The 24,980-nt window shown below is 60.9% G+C and carries 9 protein-coding genes and 1 tRNA gene; 2 read left to right on the forward strand and 8 right to left on the reverse strand.

The annotated features are described in order from the left end of the window. Nucleotides 1–14 precede the first annotated feature (14 nt). The 5 genes from AC30D7_RS02845 to AC30D7_RS02865 form a co-directional block, all read right to left on the reverse strand. Nucleotides 15–7,892 carry a DUF5801 repeats-in-toxin domain-containing protein gene (locus AC30D7_RS02845; protein WP_490133056.1) on the reverse strand — a complete coding sequence of 2,626 codons (7,878 nt, stop codon included), beginning with the start codon at nt 7,890–7,892 and terminating at the stop codon, nt 15–17. 318 nt (nt 7,893–8,210) lie between these two features. Then, nucleotides 8,211–12,422 (reverse strand): DUF5801 repeats-in-toxin domain-containing protein, encoded by a 4,212-nt coding sequence (locus AC30D7_RS02850; RefSeq protein WP_490133057.1) that lies wholly within the window; start codon nt 12,420–12,422, stop codon nt 8,211–8,213. 280 nt (nt 12,423–12,702) lie between these two features. Then, complete coding sequence (locus tag AC30D7_RS02855) at nt 12,703–14,679, reverse strand: preprotein translocase subunit YajC (protein ID WP_490132945.1); 1,977 nt, start codon at nt 14,677–14,679, stop codon at nt 12,703–12,705. Between the two features lie 157 nt (nt 14,680–14,836). Continuing rightward, nucleotides 14,837–16,576, reverse strand: coding sequence for a dipeptidase (locus AC30D7_RS02860; protein WP_490132946.1), 1,740 nt, complete (start codon nt 16,574–16,576; stop codon nt 14,837–14,839). 153 nt (nt 16,577–16,729) lie between these two features. Beyond that, nucleotides 16,730–17,842 (reverse strand): CapA family protein, encoded by a 1,113-nt coding sequence (locus tag AC30D7_RS02865; RefSeq protein ID WP_490132947.1) that lies wholly within the window; start codon nt 17,840–17,842, stop codon nt 16,730–16,732. A gap of 225 nt (nt 17,843–18,067) precedes the next feature. On the opposite strand from AC30D7_RS02865, the gene AC30D7_RS02870 reads away from it, so the two are divergent. After that, nucleotides 18,068–18,142 (forward strand) — tRNA-Gln (locus tag AC30D7_RS02870). A gap of 172 nt (nt 18,143–18,314) precedes the next feature. Here the strand turns inward: AC30D7_RS02870 and AC30D7_RS02875 are convergent. Next, nucleotides 18,315–20,312, reverse strand: coding sequence for a peptidase U32 family protein (locus AC30D7_RS02875; RefSeq protein ID WP_490132948.1), 1,998 nt, complete (start codon nt 20,310–20,312; stop codon nt 18,315–18,317). Between the two features lie 126 nt (nt 20,313–20,438). Next, a complete protein-coding gene (ydiJ, locus tag AC30D7_RS02880) occupies nt 20,439–23,492 on the reverse strand; it encodes a D-2-hydroxyglutarate dehydrogenase YdiJ (protein ID WP_490132949.1) in 3,054 nt (1,017 codons plus the stop codon). A 150-nt stretch (nt 23,493–23,642) separates the two neighbouring features. Between ydiJ and AC30D7_RS02885 the strand changes: the two genes are divergently transcribed. Beyond that, the gene (locus AC30D7_RS02885) at nt 23,643–24,545 is read left to right on the forward strand and encodes a LysR substrate-binding domain-containing protein (protein ID WP_490132950.1); all 903 of its coding nucleotides are present in this window, start codon (nt 23,643–23,645) and stop codon (nt 24,543–24,545) included. A 116-nt stretch (nt 24,546–24,661) separates the two neighbouring features. Here AC30D7_RS02885 and AC30D7_RS02890 read toward each other — a convergent pair whose 3' ends face one another. Beyond that, complete coding sequence (locus AC30D7_RS02890) at nt 24,662–24,952, reverse strand: hypothetical protein (protein ID WP_490132951.1); 291 nt, start codon at nt 24,950–24,952, stop codon at nt 24,662–24,664. Nucleotides 24,953–24,980: the final 28 nt, after the last annotated feature.

A 24,980-nucleotide genomic window follows, 5' to 3' on the forward strand; every position in this document is an offset into this window, starting at 1 on the left:
ACGCACGCGCTGCCTCAGGCGCTGCCATGGACTATGTCGGTATTTAGAACATCAACCCCGACCAAGGTGATGGTCGTGATTTGCCCACCCGTTTCGGCAACCGTCACGATGCTGTTTGCGCCGCTGTTGTCGATTGACTGGACAACGGCGTTCTGGTCGCCATTGAGCACCAGCGTGTCTCGCAGGCCTGCGCCCGCATCGAAACCGGTGATCTGGTACTTGTTTTGGGTGAATGACAAATCGACGTTGAAGGCATCCCGCTCACCGGCCGTGCCCACCAGTGTGAAGTCGAAGGTGGTGCCCAAGTCGTTGGCGAACAGGTTGGCGTCGAACGTACTCGTCGCCGAGTCCCCATCCTTGTCCGTCAGCGTCGCGTTGAACGCCAGCTTGACATCACTGGCCAGGCTCTCGGTCTCATGAGTGAACTCGATCGTCGGGATCTTGATCTCGCCTCGGCCCATCGTGAGCTGAACCGCGTCGATCAGTTTCGTGCCTTGCTGCTGAACGAGGAAGGACACTTGTCCGCCAGCCTCGGGCGTCAGGGTGTTTACCTCGGTGAGGTTCGAGAACGTGCCATCCTCGTAGTAGGCCCTGTAGTACAGGTCCTCGGTCGCCGTGTTGTAACCTCCCACGGAGTTGTCGATGAAGACCTTCATGCTCGTCAGCAGGCTTTCCGGGTTGATCACGAAGCTTTCATCGGCATTGCTGATGGCCGCCAGGTTGTCTCCCTGGAACAGGTTATTGGCGATACCGATACCGGCCGTGCTGACGTTCATGGCCGCGGGGTCGATGTACGACGGCAGCGGGTTGGTCTGTAGCTGGGCTTCGGTGGGGTCGGGGGCTCCAAGCCCGATACCGGTCAGGATGTCCGCAGTCGACGCCGTTGCCTTCGCGGAAAAGAACACAATCTCCTCAGATGGCGAAGGAATAGTCGGCGGATTCTGCGGCGGGATCAGCAATGTGCGCACCGGATCCGGGCCGCCTGCACTGAGCGAGCCGTCGGCACTGCTGAGCACGATCTCGGAACTGAAGCCTTGCACCAGGTCCAGTGCATAGGTGCCATTGGCAAAGGCGGTCAGCGTGTAGTCGACGGTGGTATTCGCGGTGGCGGCGTTGTTGTCGAAATCACCGGTCAGAGTCCCAGCGAAGTGGAACGCGCCGTTGACGTCCGGTGAGGGCGATTGCTCGGTGAGCGTGCCGGTCCCGGTGGTGGTCGTGTTGTCTGGCCTGACGAGGGTGAATTGGTTATTCACCAACGAAATATCCAGACCGGTTGCCCCCAGTCCGTCGGCTCCGGTTGAATGATCCCAGTATCCCTGTTGTGGAAGGATGCTACCGGTACCGATCAGGTTGCCAAACGCGAGTGATGGGCCGTCGTCCTTGAACACCAGGTTCTGGCCGATGTTGAGGGTCGCATGGGCGCTGTCGCCGTCCTTGTCGGTGATGGTGGCGGTCAGGGTCACCAGAGTGTCCGAAGTCAGCGTCTTCGAATCATCCGGATTGGTTGGGTCGGGATGCACCACCGCCCGGATCTGGTCGAGGGTGACGTCGCCATTGGCGGCCACGCTAGCCGTGAACACCAGCAGGTTGGTGATGGCCGTGCGGCCTTCGACCACGCCGCCGTTGAGCGACAGGTTGACCGCCTCACCGGTGGCGGTATCGGTCAGTCCGGAACCGCCCGCGACCACGCCCAGCGCATAGGTCAGCGTACCCGCACCGTCGGCACCAAATGCCGAGGTGAAGTTAGCGGCAAAGCTCTGGGTGTCGTTGGTGGCCAGCACCGTTTCGTCGACTGTCAGGGTTGGCTCCGTGCCGGTAGTGCTGATGCTTGGCCCGTCATCCTTGAACACCAGGTTCTGGCCGATGTTCAGTGTCGCATGAGCGCTGTCGCCATCCTTGTCGGTGATGGTGGCGGTCAGGGTCACCAGATTGTCCGAAGTCAGACTGGTCGAATCATCCGGATTGGTTGGATCGGGATGCACTATGGCCCGTTGCTGGTCGAGAGTGACGTCACCGTTGGCGGCGACACTGACGGTGAACACCAGCAGGTTGGTGATGGCCGTGCGGCCTTCCACCACGGTGCCGTTGAGTGACAGGTTGACCGCTTCACCGGTGGCCGTATCGGTCAGCCCGGAGCCGCCCGCGACCACACCCAGTGCATAGGTCAGCGTGCCGGCCCCATCGGCGCCAAACGCCGAGCTGAAGTTGGCGGTAAAGCTCTGGGTGTCGTTGGTGGCCAGCACCGTTTCGTCCACGGTCAGCGTCGGTTCCGTGCCGGTGGTGCTGATGCTCGGTCCATCGTCCTTGAACACCAGGTTTTGGCCGATGTTCAGCGTGGCATGGGCGCTGTCGCCGTCCTTGTCGGTGATGGTGGCAGTCAGGGTCACCAGATTGTCCGAAGTCAGACTGGTCGAATCATCCGGGTTGGTTGGATCGGGATGCACCACGGCGCGGATCTGGTCGAGGGTGACGTCACCATTGGCGGCGACGCTGACGGTGAACACCAGATCGTTGCTAATCGCCGTGCGGCCTTCCACGACTGTACCGTTAAGCGACAAATTCACCGCTTGGCCGGTAGCGGTATCGGTCAGCCCGGAACCGCCCGCGACCACGCCCAGCGCATAGGTCAGCGTGCCCGCACCGTCAGCGCCAAACGCCGAGCTGAAGTTGGCGGTAAAGCTCTGGGTGTCGTTGGTGGCCAGCACCGTTTCGTCGACTGTCAGGACTGGCTCCGTGCCGGTGGTGCTGATGCTCGGTCCGTCATCCTTGAACACCAGGTTTTGCCCGATATTGAGGGTGGCATGGGCACTGTCGCCGTCCTTGTCGGTGATGGTGGCGGTCAGGGTCACCAGGTTGTCCGAGGTCAGGCTCGTCGAATCATCCGGATTGGTTGGGTCTGGATGCACTATGGCCCGTTGTTGGTCGAGGGTGACGTCACCATTGGCCGCCACGCTGACGGTGAACACCAGCAGGTTGGTGGTGGCGGTGCGGCCTTCGACCACGGTGCCGTTGAGTGACAGGTTGACTGCCTCGCCGGTGGCCGTATCGGTCAGCCCGGAGGCACCCGCGACCACGCCCAGCGCATAGGTCAGCGTGCCCGCACCGTCGGCGCCAAACGCCGAGGTGAAGTTAGCGGCAAAGCTCTGGGTAGCGTCGGTGGTCAGCACCGTTTCGTCCACGGTCAGGACTGGCTCCGTGCCGGTGGTGCTGATGCTGGGGCCGTCGTCCTTGAACACCAGGTTTTGGCCGATGTTCAGCGTGGCATGGGCACTGTCGCCGTCCTTGTCGGTGATAGTCGCGGTCAGCGTTACCAGGTTGTCCGAGGTCAGACTCGTCGAATCATCCGGATTGTTTGGATCGGGATGCACCACCGCCCGTTGCTGGTCGAGGGTGACGTCGCCATTAGCCGCCACACTGACGGTGAACACCAGCAGGTTGGTGGTGGCCGTGCGACCTTCCACTACAGTGCCGTTGAGTGACAGGTTCACCGCCTCACCGGTGGCCGTGTCGGTCAGCCCGGAGCCGCCCGCGACCACGCCCAGCGCATAGGTCAGCGTCCCCGCACCGTCGGCGCCAAATGCCGAGCTGAAGTTCGCTGCAAAGCTCTGGGTAGCGTCGGTGGTCAGTACCGTTTCGTCGACCGTCAGGACTGGCTCCGTGCCGGTGGTGCTGATGCTCGGTCCGTCATCCTTGAACACCAGGTTCTGCCCGATGTTCAGGGTCGCATGAGCGCTGTCGCCGTCCTTGTCGGTGATAGTGGCGGTCAGGGTCACCAGATTGTCCGAGGTCAGACTGGTCGAATCATCCGGATTGGTTGGGTCGGGATGCACCACGGCCCGTTGCTGGTCGAGAGTGACGTCTCCATTAGCCGCCACGCTGACGGTGAACACCAGCAGGTTGGTGGTGGCGGTGCGGCCTTCGACCACAGTGCTGTTGAGTGACAGGTTGACGGCTTCACCGGTGGCCGTATCGGTCAGTCCGGAGGCACCGGCTACCACGCCCAACGCATAGGTCAGCGTCCCCGCACCGTCGGCGCCAAACGCCGAGCTGAAGTTCGCCGCGAAGCTCTGGGTGGCGTCGGTGGTCAGTACTGTTTCATCGACCGTCAGGACCGGCTCCGTGCCGGTAGTGCTGATGCTTGGCCCGTCATCCTTGAACACCAGGTTTTGCCCGATATTGAGCGTCGCCTGGGCACTGTCGCCGTCCTTGTCGGTGATGGTCGCCTTCAGCGTCACCAGATCGTCCGAGGTCAGACTGGTCGAATCATCCGGATTGGTTGGGTCTGGATGCACCACCGCCCGTTGCTGGTCGAGGGTGACGTCGCCATTAGCCGCCACGCTGACGGTGAACACCAGCAGGTTGGTGGTGGCCGTGCGACCTTCCACTACGGTGCCGTTGAGTGACAGGTTGACGGCTTCACCGGTAGCCGTGTCGGTCAGTCCGGAGGCACCGGCTACCACGCCCAACGCATAGGTCAGCGTCCCCGCACCGTCGGCGCCAAACGCCGAGCTGAAGTTCGCCGCGAAGCTCTGGGTGGCGTCGGTGGTCAGTACTGTTTCATCGACCGTCAGGACTGGCTCCGTGCCGGTGGTGCTGATGCTCGGGCCGTCGTCCTTGAACACCAGGTTTTGGCCGATGTTCAGCGTCGCATGGGCACTGTCGCCGTCCTTGTCGGTGATGGTGGCGGTCAGCGTTACCAGATCGTCCGAGGTCAGACTGGTCGAATCATCGGGGTTGGTTGGGTCGGGATGCACCACGGCCCGTTGCTGGTCGAGGGTGACGTCGCCATTAGCCGCCACGCTGACGGTGAACACCAGCAGGTTGGTGGTGGCGGTGCGGCCTTCGACCACGGCGCCGTTGAGTGACAGGTTGACCGCCTCACCGGTGGCCGTATCCGTCAGTCCGGAGCCGCCCGCGACCACGCCCAACGCATAGGTCAGCGTGCCCGCGCCATCGGCGCCAAATGCCGAGCTGAAGTTAGCCGCGAAGCTCTGGGTGGCGTCGGTGGTCAGCACCGTTTCGTCCACGGTCAGCGTCGGTTCCGTGCCGGTGGTGCTGATGCTCGGTCCATCGTCCTTGAACACCAGGTTTTGGCCGATATTGAGGGTGGCATGGGCGCTGTCGCCGTCCTTGTCGGTGATGGTGGCGGTCAGCGTTACCAGATCGTCCGAGGTCAGACTGGTCGAATCATCCGGATTGGTTGGGTCGGGATGCACCACGGCGCGGATCTGGTCGAGGGTGACGTCACCATTGGCGGCCACGCTGACGGTGAACACCAGATCGTTACTAATCGCCGTGCGGCCTTCCACGACTGTACCGTTAAGCGACAAATTCACCGCTTGGCCGGTAGCGGTATCGGTCAGCCCGGAACCGCCCGCGACCACGCCCAGCGCATAGGTCAGCGTGCCCGCACCGTCAGCGCCAAACGCCGAGCTGAAGTTGGCGGTAAAGCTCTGGGTGTCGTTGGTGGCCAGCACCGTTTCGTCGACTGTCAGGACTGGCTCCGTGCCGGTGGTGCTGATGCTCGGTCCGTCATCCTTGAACACCAGGTTTTGCCCGATATTGAGGGTGGCATGGGCACTGTCACCGTCCTTGTCGGTGATGGTGGCGGTCAGGGTCACCAGATTGTCCGAGGTCAGGCTCGTCGAATCATCCGGATTGGTTGGGTCTGGATGCACTATGGCCCGTTGTTGGTCGAGGGTGACGTCACCATTGGCCGCCACGCTGACGGTGAACACCAGCAGGTTGGTGATGGCGGTGCGGCCTTCGACCACGGTGCCGTTGAGTGACAGGTTGACTGCCTCACCGGTGGCCGTATCGGTCAGCCCGGAGGCACCCGCGACCACGCCCAGCGCATAGGTCAGCGTGCCCGCACCGTCGGCGCCAAACGCCGAGGTGAAGTTAGCGGCAAAGCTCTGGGTAGCGTCGGTGGTCAGCACCGTTTCGTCCACTGTCAGGGTTGGCTCCGTGCCAGTGGTGCTGATGCTGGGGCCGTCGTCCTTGAACACCAGGTTCTGGCCGATGTTCAGGGTCGCATGAGCGCTGTCGCCATCCTTGTCAGTGATGGTGGCGGTCAGGGTCACCAGATTGTCCGAAGTCAGGCTGGTTGAATCATCGGGGTTGGTGGCGTCGGGATGCACCACGGCCCGTTGCTGGTCGAGGGTGACATCACCATTGGCGGCGACACTGACGGTGAACACCAGCAGGTTGGTGGTGGCCGTTCGGCCTTCGACCACGGTGCCGTTGAGCGACAGGTTGACCGCCTCACCGGTGGCCGTATCGGTCAGCCCGGAACCGCCCGCGACTACGCCCAGCGCATAGGTCAGCGTACCTGCGCCATCAGCGCCAAACGCCGAGGTGAAGTTGGCGGCAAAGTTCTGGGTGGCGTCGGTGGTCAGTACCGTTTCGTCCACGGTCAGCGTGGGCTCCGTGCCGGCCGCACTGACGCTCGGTCCGTCGTCTTCGAAGATCATCTTGGAGCCGATTTCGGCGGTCGCGCTAGAGGCTTGGCGCAGCGAGAAGCCGCCGATATCAAAATCGGCGTGGTTATCGCCTCTGGCGTCGAGGGCTGCACCGTTCTCGACGAGCACGCGGTTGTGATCCGATGTCGTGGTGTATTCAATCTGGTAGCCGGCTTTAACGCCGGTAATGGTCGCAACCCCACCCGTGAAGCTGATGGTGATGGTCGGATCATTCACCGAGCCGTCGGAATTTTCGATCACCAGCCCGGTACTATTGTTGATGACTTGAACATTGGTGATGGCAACCGGCGTGTCATTCGCATAGCCGTTGACGAAGTTCGCACCAGGTTCAGCTGCGGTGTTGAATGCGCTGACTTTTACCACGGCACTCTTGCCGCTTTGCAGCTGCACGATGTCGAAATTGGCCGAAGTCGAATTGTAGACACCGGTAAAGTCGATGTTGGATTCAACATCGGCTTCGGTCTGGCTAAGGTTGGGAACGGTCACATCCTGCCGGGCACCGGTGACGAACGAAAAGCGGATGCCTTCCTGTTCGACAATCATCTGGTTGTTGGTGCCGATGGTGGTCGGGCCACCGCCCTGGCTGGTATTGATTGTGTCGCCAGTGTTTATGTTGGCGCCACTTGACTGGTCTGCGGGGTCCTTGCCGGTGGCGATGATGGTGGGATCGGTGATCCGAGTGACACCATTGACAACTTCAGTTGTCGGGTTCGCTTTCGTGAACATCAGGAAGAGGTTCTGACCCGAGGGCGCACCGGCCAGGCTGAATCCCAGGTCCTGAGTGACTCCGACGAACACCTTATCCTGCAGATTAAGCGAATCATCGGGATTCGTCGCATCGGGATGCTTGAGCGGTTGGTACTCCACGGTCCAGATCTTGCCGCCCGTGACCGGCGATCCGGTTTCTTCGATATAGCCAGCGAACACGATCGCGCCGGCTGGGCCACCGGCTCGGCCCACAACGATATTGTTGTTGTTCGTATCGGTATAGAGAAGGATGCTGGTGCCATCGAGGGTATCCAGTCCACTGTCCACGCCGTCGAGCGGTGCGCCAGTGCTGTCGACGAAGCGGATATCGGTAACCCCGGACGCGTCGGTGAGGGTGAATGCATTGCTGCCGGTGTCGCCCGCGGCACCGGTATAGCCACTCAAGGCCGCACCCGTTGCGGTACCTGCACCCAGTGCGGTCAAACGGGTAGAGAAGGCCGAAGGTAGAGAGGCCAGCAGAATGTCGTTGTCGTCAGCGTCTCCCGCGGGGGTTGGCGTGGCGGTGAGGTTCTGCAACCCGGCCGTTTCATCCAGCGTAACGTTTGCGCCGGGCGTAACGCTCAGAGCGTTGGTCGTAATCGACGTTAAGTTGAGAGAGGTCGGATCGCTCGTTAGCGATGAATTTTGCTCGCGAATAGTCATGACGTTCTCCTGAGCAATTACGGTCATCGAGGCCTGACCATTGACCTCTACAACTATGACCAAGCGCTGGAGATTGAACATTGGCCGATACTCCCATGCGGGATAGGAGTTTCAGACTATCCGTCCTCGTCGGTCGTCTGCCGCAGGGTTTCTGCCGCGTGAATGTGTTGCGTAGGCGCGTATTTACCCGCTGTGTCTAAGCCTGTGGTGCTCCAGGATCCACAGCGAATGCGATCCGTGCCGATCTCATTTTGGAACTGCAAAAACAATGCGAGGGTGGTTTTCGCCACCCTCGCATCCTTTCACGCACGCGCTGCCTCAGGCGCTGCCATGGACAATGTCGGTATTCAGAACATCGACCCCGACCAAGGTGATGGTCGTGATTTGCCCACCCGTTTCGGCAACCGTCACGATGCTGTCTGCGCCGCTGTTGTCGATCGACTGGACAACGGCGTTCTGGTCGCCGTTGAGCACCAGCGTGTCGCGCAGTCCTGCGCTCGCATCGAAGCCGGTGATCTGGTACTTGTTCTGTGCGAATGACAAATCGACGTTGAAGGCATCCCGCTCACCGGCCGTGCCCACCAGCGTGAAGTCGAAGGTGGTGCCCAGGTCGTTGGCGAACAGGTTGGCGTCGAACGCGCTCGACGCCGAGTCGCCATCCTTGTCCGTCAACGTCGCGTTGAACGCCAGCTTGATATCGCTGGCCAGACTTTCGGTTGGCTTAATGAACTCGATCACCGGGATCTTGATATCGCCTCGGCCCATCGTGAGCTGAACCGCGTCGATCAACTTCGTGCCTTGCTGCTGAACGAGGAAGGACACTTGTCCGCCGGCCTCCGGCGTCACGGTGTTCACCTCGATCAGGTTCGAGAACGTGCCATCCTCGTAGTAGGCCCTGTAGTACAGGTCCTCGGTCGCCGTGTTGTAACCTCCCACGGAGTTGTCGATGAAGATCTTCATGCCCGCCAGCAAGCTTTCCGGGTTGATCACGAAGCTTTCATCGGCAGAACTGATGGCCGCCAGGTTGTCTCCCTGGAGAATGTTATTGCCGACGCCGATACCGGACGTGCTGACGTTCATGGCCGCCGGGTCGATGTACGAGGGCAGGGGGGTGGTCTGCAGCTGGGCTTCGGTGGGGTCGGGTTTGCCGAGCCCGATGCCGCTCAGGATGTCCCCGGTCGACGCCGTTGCTTTTGCGGAAAAGAACACAATCTCCTCGGAGGGCGAAGGAATAGTCGGCGGATTCTGCGGCGGGATCAGCAATGTGCGCACCGGATCCGGGCCGCCGGCACTGAGCGAGCCGTCGGCACTGCTGAGCACGATCTGCGAACTGAAGCCTTGCACCAGATCCAGTGTATAGGTGCCATTGTTATAGGCGGTCAGCGTGTAGTCGACGCTGGTATTCGCGGTGGCGGCGTTGTTGTCGAAATCGCCGGTCAACGTCCCTGCGAAATGATAGGCGCCATTGGCATCCGGTGACGGTGACTGCTCGGTGAGCGAACCGGTCCCGGTGGTGGTCGTATTGTCTGGCCTGACGAGGGTGAACTGGTTATTCACCAACGAAATATCCAGACCGGTTGCCCCCAGTCCGTCGGCTCCGGTCGAGTTATCCCAGTACCCTTGTTGTGGAAGGATGCTACCGGTCCCGATCAGGTTGCCGAAGGCGAGTGATGGACCGTCGTCTTCGAACACCAGGTTTTGCCCGATGTTGAGGGTGGCATGGGCGCTGTCGCCGTCGCCATCGGTCTTGGTCGCTATCAGCGTCACCAGGTTGTCCGCCGACAGCGTCTTCGCATCATCGGGGTTGGTCGCGTCGGGATGCACCACGGCGCGCAGTTGGTCGAGGGTGACGTCACCATTGGCGGCGACGCTGGCCGTGAACACCAGCAGGTTGCTGATGGCCGTGCGACCTTCGACTACGCCGCCGTTGAGCGACAGGTTGACGGCCTGGCCACTGGCGGTGTCCACCAGCCCGGAGGCACCCACCACCACGCCCAGCGCATAGGTCAGCGTACCCGCGCCATCGGCGCCAAACGCCGAGGTGAAGTTAGACGCAAAGTTCTGGGTGTCGTTGGTGGCCAGCACCGTTTCATCCACCGTAAGGGTCGGTTCCGTGCCGGTGGTGCTGATACTGGGTCCGTCATCCTTGAACACCAGGTTCTGCCCGATGTTGAGGGTCGCCTGGGTGCTGTCGCCGTCCTTGTCGGTGATGGTTGCCGTCAGCGTTACCAGATTGTCCGAAGTCAGGGTCTTCGAATCATCGGGATTGGTCGCATCGGGATGGACCACGGCGCGGAGTTGGTCGAGGGTGACGTCACCGTTGGCGGCGACGCTGACCGTGAACACCAGATCGTTGCTAATCGCCGTGTGGCCTTCGACCACGCCACCGTTGAGCGACAGGTTGACCGCCTGGCCCGTGGCCGTGTCCACCAGCCCGGAGGCTCCCGCGACCACACCCAGCGCATAGGTCAGCGTGCCGGCACCATCGGCGCCATACGCCGAACTGAAGTTGGCGGCAAAGCTCTTGGTATCGTTGGTCGCCAGCACCGTTTCGTCCACCGTCAGCGTCGGTTCCGTGCCGGTGGTGCTGATGCTGGGGGCGTCGTCTTTGAACACCAGGTTCTGGCCGATGTTGAGGCTCGCGTGGACGCTGTCGCCGTCCCCATCGGTCTTGGTCGCGGTCAGGGTCACCAGATCGTCCGAGGTCAGGGTCTTCGAATCATCCGGATTGGTGGCGTCGGGATGCACTACCGCGCGGATCTGGTCGAGGGTGACGTCGCCATTGGCGGCCACGCTGACCGTGAACACCAGTTGGTTGGTGGTGGCCGTGCGGCCTTCGACCACTGCACCGTTGAGTGACAGGTTGACCGCCTCACCGGTGGCGGTGTCCGTTAACCCTGAGCCTCCGGCGACCACACCCAGCGCATAGGTCAGCGTACCCGCACCGTCAGCGCCAAACGCCGAGGTGAAGTTGGCGGCAAAGCTCTTGGTGTCGTTGGTCGCCAGTACCGTTTCATCGACTGTCAGCGTCGGTTCGGTGCCAGTGGTGCTGATGCTCGGCCCATCATCCTCGAAAATCATCTTGGAGCCGATTTCGGCGGTTGACGTGCTGGACTGCAGCACCTTGAAGCCGCCAATGTCGAAGTCAGCGTGCGTCTTGTCGCCGTTCTTGTCGGTCAGCAACCCGGCGTTCTCGATCATCACGCGGTTGTGGTCGGTCGCCGTGCTGTAGGTGATCTGCGAGTCGGTCGGAACGCCGGTGATCAGCACCGTGCCATCGGCGTTGTAGGTGATGACGGCGGTGCTGACGGTGGCGCCAGCGAACGTCTTCACGGTGACGCTGCCGTTGGTGATCGCGACCTTTTCGGTGCTGTCGTTGGCGTAGCTGTTGACGAAGTTGACACCGCTCTGCGACCCGCTGACGTTGTCGGCGTTCTTGACGGCGGTGAGCAAGAGCTTCGCGGTCGTGCCGCCCGTCTCCTGCACGACCTTGAAGGTCGCGGAGCGGGCGCCGAAGTACTGGGTGAAGTCGATGTTCGCTTCGACACCCGCTTCGCCCGGGCTCAGGTTGGGGACCGTGAAGTCCGCCTTGGCACCGCTGACGAAGCTGAAGCGCAGGCCTTCCTGTTCGGTGATCGCCTGGTTGTTGGTGCCCAGGGTTGTGCTGCCGCCGCCCTGGCTGCTGTTGACCGTGTCGGCGCTGGTGATGGCAGCACTGCTTGCCGACTGATCCAGCGGATCCCTGCCGGTGACGATGATCGAGACACCGGGAATCCGGCCGTTCGCATCGGCCGTCGCACCCGCGGTCGTGAACATCAGGAACAACTGCTGGCCCGACGGCGCTTTGTCCAGGCTGAATTCCGCGTCCTGACCGGCTCCGATGAACACCTTATTCAGCAGATTGACCGCATCGTCGGGGTTCGTCGCATCGGGATGCTTGATCGGTTGGTACTCCACGGTCCAGATCTTGCCGCCCGAGAGCGGCGACCCGGTTTCTTCGATATAGGCGGCGAACACGATCGCGCCGCTTGCGCTTCCGGCTCGGCCCACAAGGATGTTGTCGTTCGTATCGGTATAGAGAAGGATGCTGGTGCCATCGATGGTGTCCAGCCCGCTGTCCACGCCATTAAGCGCTGCGCCGGCGCTGTCGACGAAACTGACGTTGGTAATGGTTGCTCCAGGGTCAGCGGTGACGCTGAACGCATTGCTGCCGGTATTGCCTGCGGCACCGGTGTAGCCACTCAAGGCCGCACCCGTGGCGGTACCAGCCCCCAGTGCGGTCAAACGGGTGGAGAAAGTCGAGGGCAGGGATGCCACCAAAATGTCATTGTCGTCAGCGTCTCCCGCGGGGGTTGGCGTGGCGGTGGCGTTCTGCAGCCCGGCCGTTTCGTCCAGCGTAACGTTCGCGCCGGAGGCCACGACGCCAAGAGCATTGGCGATAACTGATGTCGTCACCACTGAGTCGAGGGTTGGAATGTATAGGGGGGGTGGATCGCTCGTCAGCGATGAGTTTTGCTCGCCAATAGCCATGACGTTCTCCAGAGCAAGTGCGGTCATCGAGGCCTGACCGTTGACCTTGACCGACTATGGAGAAACGCCAGGAATTGCGCATCGGCCGAAACTCCCAGGCGGGGTGGGAGTTTCGGACTACTTGGGAGGCGGAAACGAGATGAGGGCGCGAAGGAATGGTGTCACGTATTGCGTTTTCGAGTGAGGAGCTGCCGTCGGTGCTCAAGGTCGCACGGGGGGGCGCGACCCTGAGCGGTCAATCATTCTGAAATCCAGCCCTTGTTTGTTGGGGCATGCGAGCTCATGCGGTACTTCCTCCCCGCCGAATCACGATGGGCGGCTCGATCAGCCGCGGCTCAAGCTCACCCGCGGTGGGCACGAAGCGCGGGCCAGTGCTTTCAGGCGTTGCCCGCAACCTCCAGGTACGCTGCACCTTCGCCAGTTTGGCGACTCCCGACGCCACGGACCAGCGTCGGCAGACCTTCTCCAATTTGAGCGGGTAAAGGGTGAGTTGGTCGCCTTTGAAGTGCATGCGCAGGAAGCATTTGTGGTCGGCAATGCGTTGCGAGGAAAACACCACCTCGCTGTGCAGTCCCCAAAAGGTATTGCCCATGACCATCCAGGCACCGAACAGCAGACCTCCCAAACAACCGCCGAGCACCAGTGTCCCCACCAGGAACAACAAGACCTGGAGCAGGTTTTCGACCTCGAACTGCAAATAGTGAATGTTGATACGGCCCATGAGCCACAGCAGCCCGATCGCCAGCCCCAGGTGAAGCAAGCCGTGAACGGCCCCGATGCCATAGGCAAGCTTTCGGGTGCGCTTGACCCCGGCGGCTGAGAGCACTGCGCAGCCCAACACAATGATCACGGCGAGCATCACCGACGAAGGGCTGTGTGCCAGGACCAGGATCAGCTGTCGCCAAACCTCGCGCAGGTTCGCAATAGACACTTCAAGGTCAGACAATACCTCGATCAGGCTGCGATTATTCCGCGCCAGATGGGGCACCTTGCTGGCGCTTTGCACCATCCAGTCGAACAGCAGGTACAAAATAGCCAGCATGCTGCAAAACGAGAGATTGTGGGTGGGTAGCCGCCATGCACGGTTACGCAGCTGTTCGGAGGTCTTTTTGTCCGGGTAGGCTGCAGCCAACTCGTAGTGCTGCCGGGTTCCGCCGACGTTGATCGGCTCGGGTGGATCTGGAAGTTGATGAGTGCCATGCAAGAAGGCGCCACCGCCGCCACAGGTGATGCGTTGCGGCGCTTGGCTGCCGGTTTTTGGCTGATAGCGCGCGTAGTGGTGCGAGTCTCCGGCCAGGACCACTGCCAAGTGGTCACCCAAGAGCTGCTCGATCTCGCGCAGACTGCTGAAGCGCAGGGTCTGGGTCTCGATCGAGGGCAAGGTCTTGTTCCCCACGCGTGCGAGTCGTTCGGCTTCGTCCACCCAGCTCGGCTCGGGTGTACAGAGAATCACGCGGTCGCCTGGCTGCAACTTGGTGTGCATCTCTTCGAAGTATTGCTTCTGCTGGCGGTCTATCAGGGACTCCAATTGCAGGTCCAGGCCCCAGATCCACCAGCCATTGGGTAACTGCAGCACGTAGTAACTGGTGCGCTGACGGGTTTCCCAGCCGCCGATGGGCCTCTGCTCGCAAAACAGTTGGGAGAACCCGCGCAGGCCGTCATACCAATCGTGGTTGCCGGGCGTCGCCACTATCCACGGTGCACCTGGCTGCGGCACGGGCTGGTCCTGCTCATTCGGGCGAACCTTGGGGACCGGCGCGGGGAAGGCTGCGCGGAAGGGATCAAGGAAGCGGGTGCGATAGCCGGATTGGGCCGGTGTGGGGTAGACCTGATCGCCGCCGAGCAGCAGCACGTCGCCGCGCGGCAACGTGAGCTCCGGCAACTTGACCGCCTGGCTGACGCACAGCGCCATGGAATAGGTGGAGTCCCAGCCATCGCCGGTATCCGCCAGATAGTCGATCCACACCTCGCCGTCACCAGCCACCTGGATGGGCGGGTTAGAGTCCCGAGGGTTGAGCATGGCCAGCACGTCGCGTGGGTCTGCGAAGGCCCCCATCGTGGTGGCCGCAGCGGTTTGCAAGGCCGTGCGCATGAGCTGAAACGGGCCTAGCCAGTTGACCATCGGTTCCTGGGTGTAAAGCTCGATGCGGCCATTGGTCGTGGCAGGTTTTGTGCTGTAGGTCATGGCGAGGGGCACGGAGAGCGCGTCTCCAGAGTGTCCATCTCCAGCGCGGAACTCAATCGATTGCTCCTTCATCGCCTAGCCTCCATTGCTGTAAAGAGTCCGGTACATCAGGTGGGGTCTGACTGCTTGTCGGTTGATTCAGAATAGGCCAGTTACGCGATAACCGCCGCTTCATGGCAAGACGATCAAAACGATGGACCCGCCAGAATGGCGGGTCCGAAAGGGGAGATCAGAGCTTCGGCAACTGCCCGATGCGACCCATCATCTCGGTCACGATCTGCAGATCCAGCAGGAACTGGTCGACGGTCTTGAACTCGTTGTCGTTGTGGCCGGTGTACTTGAGCTCGGGCCTGGCCAACCCGAATTGCACGCCGTTGGGCAGCTCATGGACCGATGTAGCGCCGGCAGAGGTGCCGAACTTGTGTTCCATTCCAAGGTTTTCTGTGGCCACGGCCAACAGGGCCTTGACCCATTCACCCTCAGGGTTGCGGTACATCGGCTCGGCGATCTTGTAGTCGAAAGCCACTGCAATGTGAGTCTTTTTGCTCCAGGCACCCAGCTTTTCGGCGATTTCAGCCTTGAGCGCTTCCGGGGACTTGCCCTTCGGCACGCGCAGGTTGACCGCAAGCTTGAAGGCTTTTTCATCCATCCCGACATAGGTCAGGGAGGTGGTCAGCGGCCCCATGAAGGCATCGGAAAAACCGACCCCCAACTTGCCCCCCAGGTAGTCCAGCCCCCAGTTGTCGACGGCATATCGGGCGGCGTCGGTAATGTGGTTGTGCTTGAGCGCGACCTCGCCGTCGAGGCTGTTGATGAAGCCCAGCATCCGTGCCACCGGGTTGATGCCTGACTCGGGCTCGGAGGAGTGGGCAGAAACGCCGGTGACCGTCAGCTTGACGTCCTTGCCGACGACCTTGGCAGTCACCTCGAAGTTGCCGCCATTGCGCTTGGCATAATCGTTACCTGCCTTCTGCAGGCTGGCAGCCAATTCGGCAGGCTTGTCGGTTACAAGGGTGGCGACCGACGTCGACGGAATCTGGTTGGTTGCCAGGCCGCCCGTCATTGATGTGATTTCGGCGCCCTTGCCCTGAGCGTTGCGCCGGGCAAAGTTCGCCATGACGGTGCCGTAGCCTTTCTCGGCAATCACTACCGGGTAGCCGCCATCCAGCGCCAGGTTGTAGTTGGGTGTCGGGTTGCGTTCGAAGTAATAGGGGATGGCGTCGCCGGTGGTTTCCTCGGTGGTGTCTACCAGCAGCTTGAAATTGCGAGCCAGTGGCAGCTTCTCTTCCTTGATGATCTTCATGGCGTAGAGCGCGACCACGATAGCGTTCTTGTCATCCTCGGTGCCTCGGCCATACATGCGATCGCCGACCAGAGTGACCTTGAACGGATCGAGGCGGGTGCCGTCTTTCAGGACCCAGTTCTCCGGCGTCACGGGCACCACATCGGCATGTGCGTGAATGCCCACCACTTCGTCGCCACTGCCTTCGAGGGAGATTTCATAGACGCGGTTGTCGATGTTGCGGAAATTCAGGTTGAAGGCCTGGGCAAGGCCTTTGAGCTTGTCGGCGATCTTGATGAACTCAGGATTCTCATGCTGGGCCACGCCATCCACACGGAAGGTCGGGATGGCCACCAGTTCGCGAAGGGTCTCGGTGGCAGCGTTGCCGTACTTCACTCGTGCATAGAGGCCAAGCAGGCGATTGATTTCGTTCTGTTGTTCAGCGGAAAGGGGCTTGTTGCCCTGGAAAGCACTGATTGCCGGGCCGAGGTTACCGGTTTTGGCAAGCTCGCTCTTGGTCAGGCTTCCCAGGAATTGCCTGAAGTCCGTTACCGATGCATCACTGAAGGTCTTGAGGATGGTCGCGTTCTGTTGCGGGGTGATGTTGGCGTGGGCTGAGGTGGTAAACGACGAAAGGCTGGCCAGCATCAGGGTTGTCGCGGCCAGGTGCTTGAGTGAAAAGTCCATTGCTGGGGCATTCCTTTGCAGGTGGTGGGTGAGAAAAATCTGATTGATCAGTCAGAAACGTTTCTAAACTAACACCAGGAGGGAATGGTACGGGAGTACCTGAAGTGAGATCTGTCGCACAGAAATGCAAAAGCGACGCAGAAATGAAAAAGCCTACCAACGCAACTCGAAGGCATTTTGCGCACCCGGTTGGAGGCTGCTGCCCAAACGTTTGCACTCGCGAACAAGGGTGTCGTGCAGCCATTGACGGTCATCCCCTTCGGCGCGACAGAGGCGAAAGCGCTGCAGGCGAGTGGGGATCAGCTCCAGTGTTTGCAGGCGCCCGTCCGGGGCCAATGAGGCAAAGTACAGAAGCCCCAGGTCGCCGCGATAAGCTGCGTGGCCCTCGATGCCTTCGTAATCGTTCAGCAGATCGCCGCAGCCGTAGAGAATCAGGCGTTCGCGGTACACCTCGATGCCTTTGACGTGGTGCGAGGAATGGCCGTGCACCACGTCAACTCCGGCCTCGTCGATCAGGGCATGGGCGAACCGGACTTGCTCGCACGGGATCTCGAACCCCCAGTTGCCACCCCAGTGAATGGAAGCAACCACCCAATCCCCCGGTTTTTTGTACTGGAGAATCCGTTCGGCCACAGGGCGCAGGCTTTGCATCGACAGATCCTCCAGCCGCGCGACGCCCGCGCGCTTATCCGTGGCGGCCCACTGCGATGGAATGCCGCTGTCGGGAGCGCCGAGGCCAAACACCAGCAAGCGCTGTCCGCCAGACAACGGCAGTACGGCGGGCGCTTCGGCAGATTGTCGGTTGAGCCCGGCGCCGGCACTGCACATGCCGTTGTTCGCCAGGGTGGCCAGCGTATCGGCCAGGCCAGGCACGCCCCAGTCCAACACATGGTTGTTGGCCAGCACGCAGCAATCGATGTCGGCGGCACTGATGGCCGGGAAGTTCTCCGGGCTCATGCGGTAATTGATGCCCTTTGGCTCCGGTCGTCCTCGGCGAGACACCGCCGTTTCCAGATTGATGATGCGTGCGTGTGGCTGGCGCTGTTGGAACTCATCCAGCGCAATGCCCCAGATATAGGTGAAGTCGACCGGGCGGGGAATCGGGCCATTGAGTCGTTCTGCCAACCGGACGTAATCGCCGGCTTTCTTGACGTACTCTTCGTAAAGCCGCGGATCGCCAGGATGCGGCAGTACAAAGTCAATGCCGCGGGCGGTCATGACATCGCCACAGAGAAACAGCTTCAGCGTATCGGTAACAGCTGCCATGGCACCCTCCGGATACCCCGAATAGCCTGGATCAACAGTAAATATCTGTTTTAAAACAAATTAGTTTGTTTTTGGGCTTCCCAGACACAGCGAAAGTTGATAAATTTCCGCGCGTTCTTGCAGAGGCCCCTACGGGGCTCGCAACTCAAGGACGCTGCAGCTCGATATTGCTCGCAAGCTGCGCAATCAGAAAGGGAGTGCCCAGGCACTCGTCGCAACAGCTACAGGGGCGTCGCCAAGCGGTAAGGCAGCAGGTTTTGATCCTGCCATGCGTTGGTTCGAATCCAGCCGCCCCTGCCATTTTCCTTACATCCATCCAGATATGACTCAGCCGGCAGGCAGTGCGCGGGTCCGGGATGGTCGTGTTTACGAGAAACGCCAGTGCCGATCCGGCCTGGCGTTTTTTTGTGTCGGTTAAATATCCCTCCGAACACAGCGAGCGCGACGCCGTAGCGGCGCGCTCGCCCGTCACTCAGTGGGGCGCGCGAGGGATGGTCTTGAGCAGGTCTTCGGGGCTGATGTAACCGACGACCGGCTGCACGCTGCCCGGTTGCGGCAGACCAAGAATGTGTCCCTTCATCTTGCCGATCACATGCATCTCGCAGGGCTTGCAGTCGAACTTCAGCGTCAGCACCTCATCGCCGTGCACCAGTTGCATTGGCGCGACTTTGGTACGCACGCCGGTGACCCCCTTGGCCTGCTTGGGGCAGAGGTTGAAGGAGAAACGCAGGCAGTGCTTGGTGATCATCACCGGCACCTCGCCGGTCTCCTCGTGAGCCTCATAGGCCGCGTCGATCAGCTTGACGCCGTGACGGTGATAGAAGTCGCGGGCTTTCTGGTTGTAGACGTTGGCCAGGAACGACAGGTGCGACTCCGGGTACACCGGTGGTGGATTGGTCTCGGCCTTGCGACCACCCCGTGGGTGGGCTTCGATGCGGGCCGTGGTCAGCGCTTCGATGACTTCGCGGCGCAAGGCCTTGAGCTGCGAGTTCGGGATGAAGTACGCCTGCGGTGCATCCAGCTTGATATCCGTGGCGTGGTATTGCGTGGTGCCCAGTTGGCCGAGCAGGTCGTGCAATTGCTCCAAGGCCTGTTCCGGCTTGTTGGCCAGGCCGAATGGACCGTCCAGGGCGACACTGGCGCTGACACCTTCCTCGCTGGTGACGGTCAACTCCAGGCGATCCTCGCGCAGGCGAGCGACCCAGGCGACACCCACCCGACGCTCGGCGGAGGTCTTGAGCAGGGCCTGCTGCCAGTTGTGGTCGAGGTTGCGGCTCAGCGGGTGATTCGGCCGCAACTGGTGCAGCCCCTGGGGCATTTCGTTAGGCTCGACACGATAGCGGTAGCGCTTTTCACCGTCCTCCTCGAACTCGCCCTTGGGCTCGGCGATGTTGGTGCGCCAGCCCACCACCTCGCGCTTGACCAGCACATTGAGGCCGTCGCCGTTGGACAACGGTTCGTGGGTGACCACCAGCAGGTCGCGCTTGCCGACTTTTTCCACCACGCCCACCGGCAGGCCAGTGAACGTCGGTGAGTCGAAGGCGCCGATGTCGATCTTGCGCTCGCTGACGAAGTAATCGGTGCTGCCGCGATGGAAGGTCTTGTCCGGGTCGGGCAGGAAGAAGTGCGCGGTGCGGCCGCTGGAAGCGCGAGCCAGATCCGGACGGTCTTCGAGAACGTCGTCCAGGCGCTGGCGATAGTAGGCGGTGATGTTCTTCACATAGCCCATGTCCTTGTAGCGCCCCTCGATCTTGAACGAGCGTACGCCGGCTTCCACCAGCGCGCGGATGTTGGCGCTCTGGTTGTTGTCCTTCATCGACAGCAGGTGTTTTTCGTAAGCGATCACACCGCCTTTTTCATCCTTGAGGGTGTAGGGCAGGCGGCAAGCCTGGGAGCAGTCACCACGGTTGGCACTGCGACCGGTCTGCGCATGGGAGATGTTGCACTGGCCGGAGAACGCCACGCACAGCGCGCCATGGATGAAAAATTCGATGGCCGCGTCAGTCTCGTCGGCAATCGCGCGGATCTCCTGGAGGTTCAGCTCGCGGGCCAGTACCAGTTGCGAGAAACCGGCCTGATCGAGGAACTTCGCCCGCGCCAGGGTGCGGATGTCGGTCTGGGTGCTGGCGTGCAGCTCGATCGGCGGGATGTCCAGTTCCATCACGCCCAGGTCCTGGACGATCAGCGCATCGACGCCGGCGTCATACAACTGGTGGATCAGCTTGCGCGCCGGCTCCAGCTCGTTGTCATGCAGGATTGTGTTGATGGTGGTGAACACCCGCGCGTGATAGCGACGGGCGAATTCCACCAATTGGGCGATATCGCTCACCTCGTTACAGGCGTTGTGGCGGGCGCCGAAGCTCGGGCCGCCGATGTACACCGCGTCGGCGCCATGCAGGATGGCCTCGCGGGCAATGGCCACATCGCGGGCGGGGCTGAGCAATTCCAGGTGATGCTTGGGTAGGGACATGTTTTTTTAGTCTGGCTTGTCACGGTCAAGGTGCGCATTGTAGCGGCGAAACGCTTGACCGGCACCCGTATGCTGCCCGGTGGCGACCGCCCGCCGAACGGGGCCACCGGATAAAGCCGCGGGAGGCTAGATATCCATCGTTTTCACATGGCCGAGAAGCACTTGGAGTGGATGCAACACAACCTGGTCATCCAGCCGTTTAACCTGGCTGCGACATGAATAACCATCGGCGACCAAACGACCTCCCTCGCTGAACTTCGCAACCAGCGGCTGCCAGGATTGGCCGTAAATGACAGCGGAAGTCTGGAGGTTCCGGGTTTCGTGCCCATAGGTTCCCGACATGCCGCAACAGCCGCTGGCCAATACCTCAAGCTTGAGCCCCATCCGCTCGAACACCTGTTGCCATAGACTGACACTGGCCGGCTCATTGGTTTTTTCAGTGCAATGGGGGAGGAATTTGTAGACCTCGGCGCCGGGTGCAGCCGTTTGCCGGGGCAGGGCGGTAGCCAGCCATTCCTGAGGCAGGACCACGCTTGGTGTCTCTTCATTGGTCAGCGTCTTGCTGTATTCCTGGCGATACACCAGGGTCATCGCCGGATCCAGTCCCACCAACGGCACGCCATACTGCTGCAACGTGCGCAATGATTGTGCGTTGAAACGTGCGGCCCGCTCGAACGCCCCCAGGAAACCCTGCACCTGCAACGGCTTGCCATTAGGCGCAAACGGCGCGAGGTAGACCTGATAACCCAGCCTGGCGATCAATTCAATCCAGTCTGCCGCCACGGGGGTTTCGAAGTAGCGGGTGAATGCGTCCTGGACCAGAATCACACTGCGCTGGCGCTGCTCGGCCGTCAGCGCTTGCAGGCGCTGCGCCGTGGCGATGCGAACGTTCCAGCGCTTGCACACCGCCTGGAAATCCATCCTGCTCAGCAGCGGACTGTCGACCATGCCCACCACATGTTCAAGCAGATAACGGGTCGGTTTGGCGCCCATGATGGCGTTGTACAACGATGGAAAACGTGCGAGCCACGGGATGCTGAATTCGAGGGAACCGATCAGATAGTCCTTCAGCGGGCGCAGGTAGCGCCCATGGTAAAGCTCCAGAAAACGTGACCGGAACTCAGGGACATTGACCTTCACCGGGCATTGGCCCGCGCAGGATTTGCAGGCCAGGCAGCCCGCCATGGCGTCATAGACTTCGTGAGAGAAATCCCGCTGTCCCCATTTCATCGCCACGGTGTTTTTCGCTCGACGGACTAAACCTGCCAGGTGGCCGGAGCGGCGAATGCGTTTGCTCACGTCCAGCACATCCAGGCCTTGCTCGCCCTGCAGGCGCAGCCATTCGCGAATCAATGAGGCCCGACCTTTGGGGGAGTGGATGCGGTTGCGCGTCGCTTTCCAGGACGGGCACATGGCATCGTCCGGGTCGAAGTTGTAACAGGCTCCGTTGCCGTTGCAGTGAACGGCACTCTCGTAGCTGCGCCACACTCGCTCATCGATGGTGCGGTCGAGCGCGCCTCTGAGTTCGACCTCGTCCACTCGGGTCAACTGTGCGGATGGCAGGGTCGCCGGCGTCGCGATCTTGCCGGGGTTCAATTGATTGAACGGATCGAACGCCGCTTTGAGCGCTTGCAGCGAAGGGTAGAGATCACCGAAGTAATCCGGCACATATTGAGAGCGCAGGCCCTTGCCATGTTCGCCCCACAGCAGCCCGCCATGCTGGCGGGTCAACGCCGCCACGGCATCGGAGATCGGGCGGATCAACGCAGCGTGAGAGGGGTCTTTCATGTCCAGGATTGGCCGAACGTGCAACACGCCGGCATCCACATGGCCGAACATGCCGTATTCAAGCCCGTAACTGTCAAGCAGCGCCCGGAACTCCATAATGAAGTCCGCCAGGTTCTCCGGTGGCACGGCCGTGTCCTCGACAAACGGTTGCGGTCGGGCCTCGCCCTGAACATTGCCGAGCAAACCGACGGCGCGTTTGCGCATCGCATAAATGCGCTTTACCGCTTCGGCTCCGCTCGCCAGCGTATGGCCCAGGCGCAGCACTGAAGTGTCCGTTTGCAGATGATCGACAAAATCATGAACCTGCTGCTCAAGCGCGGTGAGATCGTCGCCGCTGAATTCGATCAGGTTGATCCCCAGCGTTGGCGTGCCAGGGTCTGCCGGAAAGTATTCAGCCACGCCATGCCAGACGATGTCTTTCATCGCCAGCATCAGGACTTTCGAGTCCACGGTCTCGATGGACAACGGATGCAGGGCCATGAGCGCCTTGGCGTCTCTCAACGCGTCCATGAACCCGGCGTAACGCACATTGACCAGGATCGAATGCCGGGGAATCGGCAAGACGTTCAGCCTGGCCTCGACCACGAAACCCAGCGAGCCTTCCGAGCCGCATAGCACACTGTTTAGGTTGAAGCGCCCATCGGCCTCTTGCAGATGCGCCAGATCGTAGCCCGTCAGGCAGCGGTTGAGCTTGGGGAAGGTGGTGGCAATCAGTTGAGCCTGGCTGTGCGAGATCTCGCTGGCGCAGCGGTAGACCTCGCCAATGCGATCGGTACGCGCCGTTTCGTCTTTCAGGCGGTTGCCGTCCAATGCCTGGCTCTCGAGCAGATTTCCGCCCAGCAGCACCGTGGACAGTTCAATGACGTGATCCCGGGTTTTGCCATACGTGCAACTGCCTTGCCCGCTGGCGTCGGTGTTGATCATTCCGCCGACAGTCGCACGGTTGGAGGTCGATAGTTCCGGCGCGAAGAACAAACCATACGGTTTGAGCGCCGCGTTCAACTGATCCTTGACCACGCCACTTTGCACGCGCACCCAGCGCTCCTCGACGTTGATGTCGAGAATGGTGTTCATATGCCGCGACAGATCGACCACGATCCCGTTCGTCAGCGATTGGCCGTTGGTGCCTGTGCCGCCACCCCTGGGCGTCAGCACAATGCGCCGGTGAGCGGGCCGCGCGGCCAGGCGCGCGAGTAACTGGACATCGGCGGTGTCCATCGGGAAAACAGCGGCCTGGGGCAAGCGCTGATAAATCGAGTTATCGGTCGCCAATACGGTTCGCGAACCATGGTCGTTGACGATTTCTCCGCGAAACCCTTCCTGTTTGAGAGCGCTCAGGAACTGCTCGTAATGCGCAGCTTGTTGAATGTCGGTGTTTAAAAGGGCAATCACGGCACGTGTTCCTGAGGGAAATTGTTGTATTCAGAAGATGTATGCAGGGCGCATCATTCAGGCGCCCGGTTTGAGCGGTTGTGCTAGATTTTGCTGATTCCTGGCCTTTAAACAAACGTAATTGCTGCAGCATTAGCATGAGCTTTATGAATGAACCCGCGAAAACTTACTCCCTCCATGTCATTACTGGTCGCCTTTGAAGCGGCCGCGCGGCATTGCAGTTTCACCCGGGCAGCCGATGAACTGGCGCTGACGCAAAGTGCCGTCAGCCGGCAGGTACAGACCCTGGAGTCGTTGTTGGAGGTTGCGCTGTTCAAGCGCGAAGGCAGACGCATCGAACTGACCGCGGCCGGTGCGTTGTATCAGCATGAGCTGGCCGCGGCGCTGAGCCGTATTCGTAGCGCGACCTTGCAAACCATCGCCTTCAACTCCCAGAGCGGCACATTGCACCTGGCGGTCCTGCCAACGTTTGGCTCGAAATGGCTATTGCCACGCCTGAAGGATTTCTATGCCAGGCACCCGGGCATTCAGGTGCACATCCATTCGCGCATTGTTCATTCCGATTTGTCGTCAGCCGCCAATGAAATGAACGCCATCATCTTCGCGGGCGCCGGCAACTGGCCTGGCTATATCACCCATGAACTGGTAGCCGAAGAACTGATAGTGATTGCCAGCCCCGAGGTCGTGCCCGCGCAAGCGTCGATACAGCCGATCGAGATTGCCAATCATGCATTGCTGAGTGTCGTGACCCGGCCCCATGCCTGGTCGGAGTGGTTCGAAAAACAGAGGCTGGACCACAGAGCCATGCGCCTGGGGCCGAGTTTCGAACTCACCTCACATTTGATTCAGGCCGTTGTCGCCGGGATTGGCGTCGGTCTGGTGCCCCGGATCCTGGTGCAGGACGAGATTGACAACGGGGAGCTGATCGAACTGTTCGAGCCCGTCAGCAGCGACCGAAGCTATTACCTCGCTTATCAGCACCGGTATCAGAACCTGCCTTCTCTGGTCGCCTTCAGGGAGTGGCTCCTGGGCTTGCCGTTGCCGGGGCGTTGACAGGCGACAAAAAAGCGAATGCCCCGATTGGTCGGGGCATTCGCTTTTTTTTGAAAACGGAAAGAGCATCTCTGAAAACGTTCAAATGCACCTGCCCGACAGGTCAGATCCCTACGTCATTCCTTAACCGAAGCGGGCTCACGTATTGAAATCTCCGCTGAAGAAGGATCGACAGGGAATTGCGTCATGATTAATCGCAAGTGTTCGATGGCTTCCTCGTATTTGCGATTGGCGTAGCGTTTTTTCTTCTGGTACTGCGTGAACTTGTCCACGTCCATATGAGGCTGGTCGAGCAGATCAAGGGCCGCGCGGCTCAGGTTATAGGCTTCGTTGAACAGTTGTTGGTTACGCTCAAGCGCCAGGTTCAGACAGGCTGTCGCTTGCTCGGAAGTCATCTTACCGTTCATTTGCCGCACCCTCTCGATTGGCGAAGGG

Source organism: Pseudomonas sp. DF5 (genome assembly GCF_058148225.1).

Bases quoted from the DNA above. Each gene is read 5' to 3' on its own strand.
- AC30D7_RS02845 (WP_490133056.1), bottom strand. From the start codon at position 7,892: ATGACTATTCGCGAGCAAAATTCATCGCTAACGAGCGATCCGACCTCT.
- AC30D7_RS02850 (WP_490133057.1), bottom strand. From the start codon at position 12,422: ATGGCTATTGGCGAGCAAAACTCATCGCTGACGAGCGATCCACCCCCC.
- AC30D7_RS02855 (WP_490132945.1), bottom strand. From the start codon at position 14,679: ATGAAGGAGCAATCGATTGAGTTCCGCGCTGGAGATGGACACTCTGGA.
- AC30D7_RS02860 (WP_490132946.1), bottom strand. From the start codon at position 16,576: ATGGACTTTTCACTCAAGCACCTGGCCGCGACAACCCTGATGCTGGCC.
- AC30D7_RS02865 (WP_490132947.1), bottom strand. From the start codon at position 17,842: ATGGCAGCTGTTACCGATACGCTGAAGCTGTTTCTCTGTGGCGATGTC.
- AC30D7_RS02875 (WP_490132948.1), bottom strand. From the start codon at position 20,312: ATGTCCCTACCCAAGCATCACCTGGAATTGCTCAGCCCCGCCCGCGAT.
- AC30D7_RS02885 (WP_490132950.1), top strand. From the start codon at position 23,643: ATGAACCCGCGAAAACTTACTCCCTCCATGTCATTACTGGTCGCCTTT.
- AC30D7_RS02890 (WP_490132951.1), bottom strand. From the start codon at position 24,952: ATGAACGGTAAGATGACTTCCGAGCAAGCGACAGCCTGTCTGAACCTG.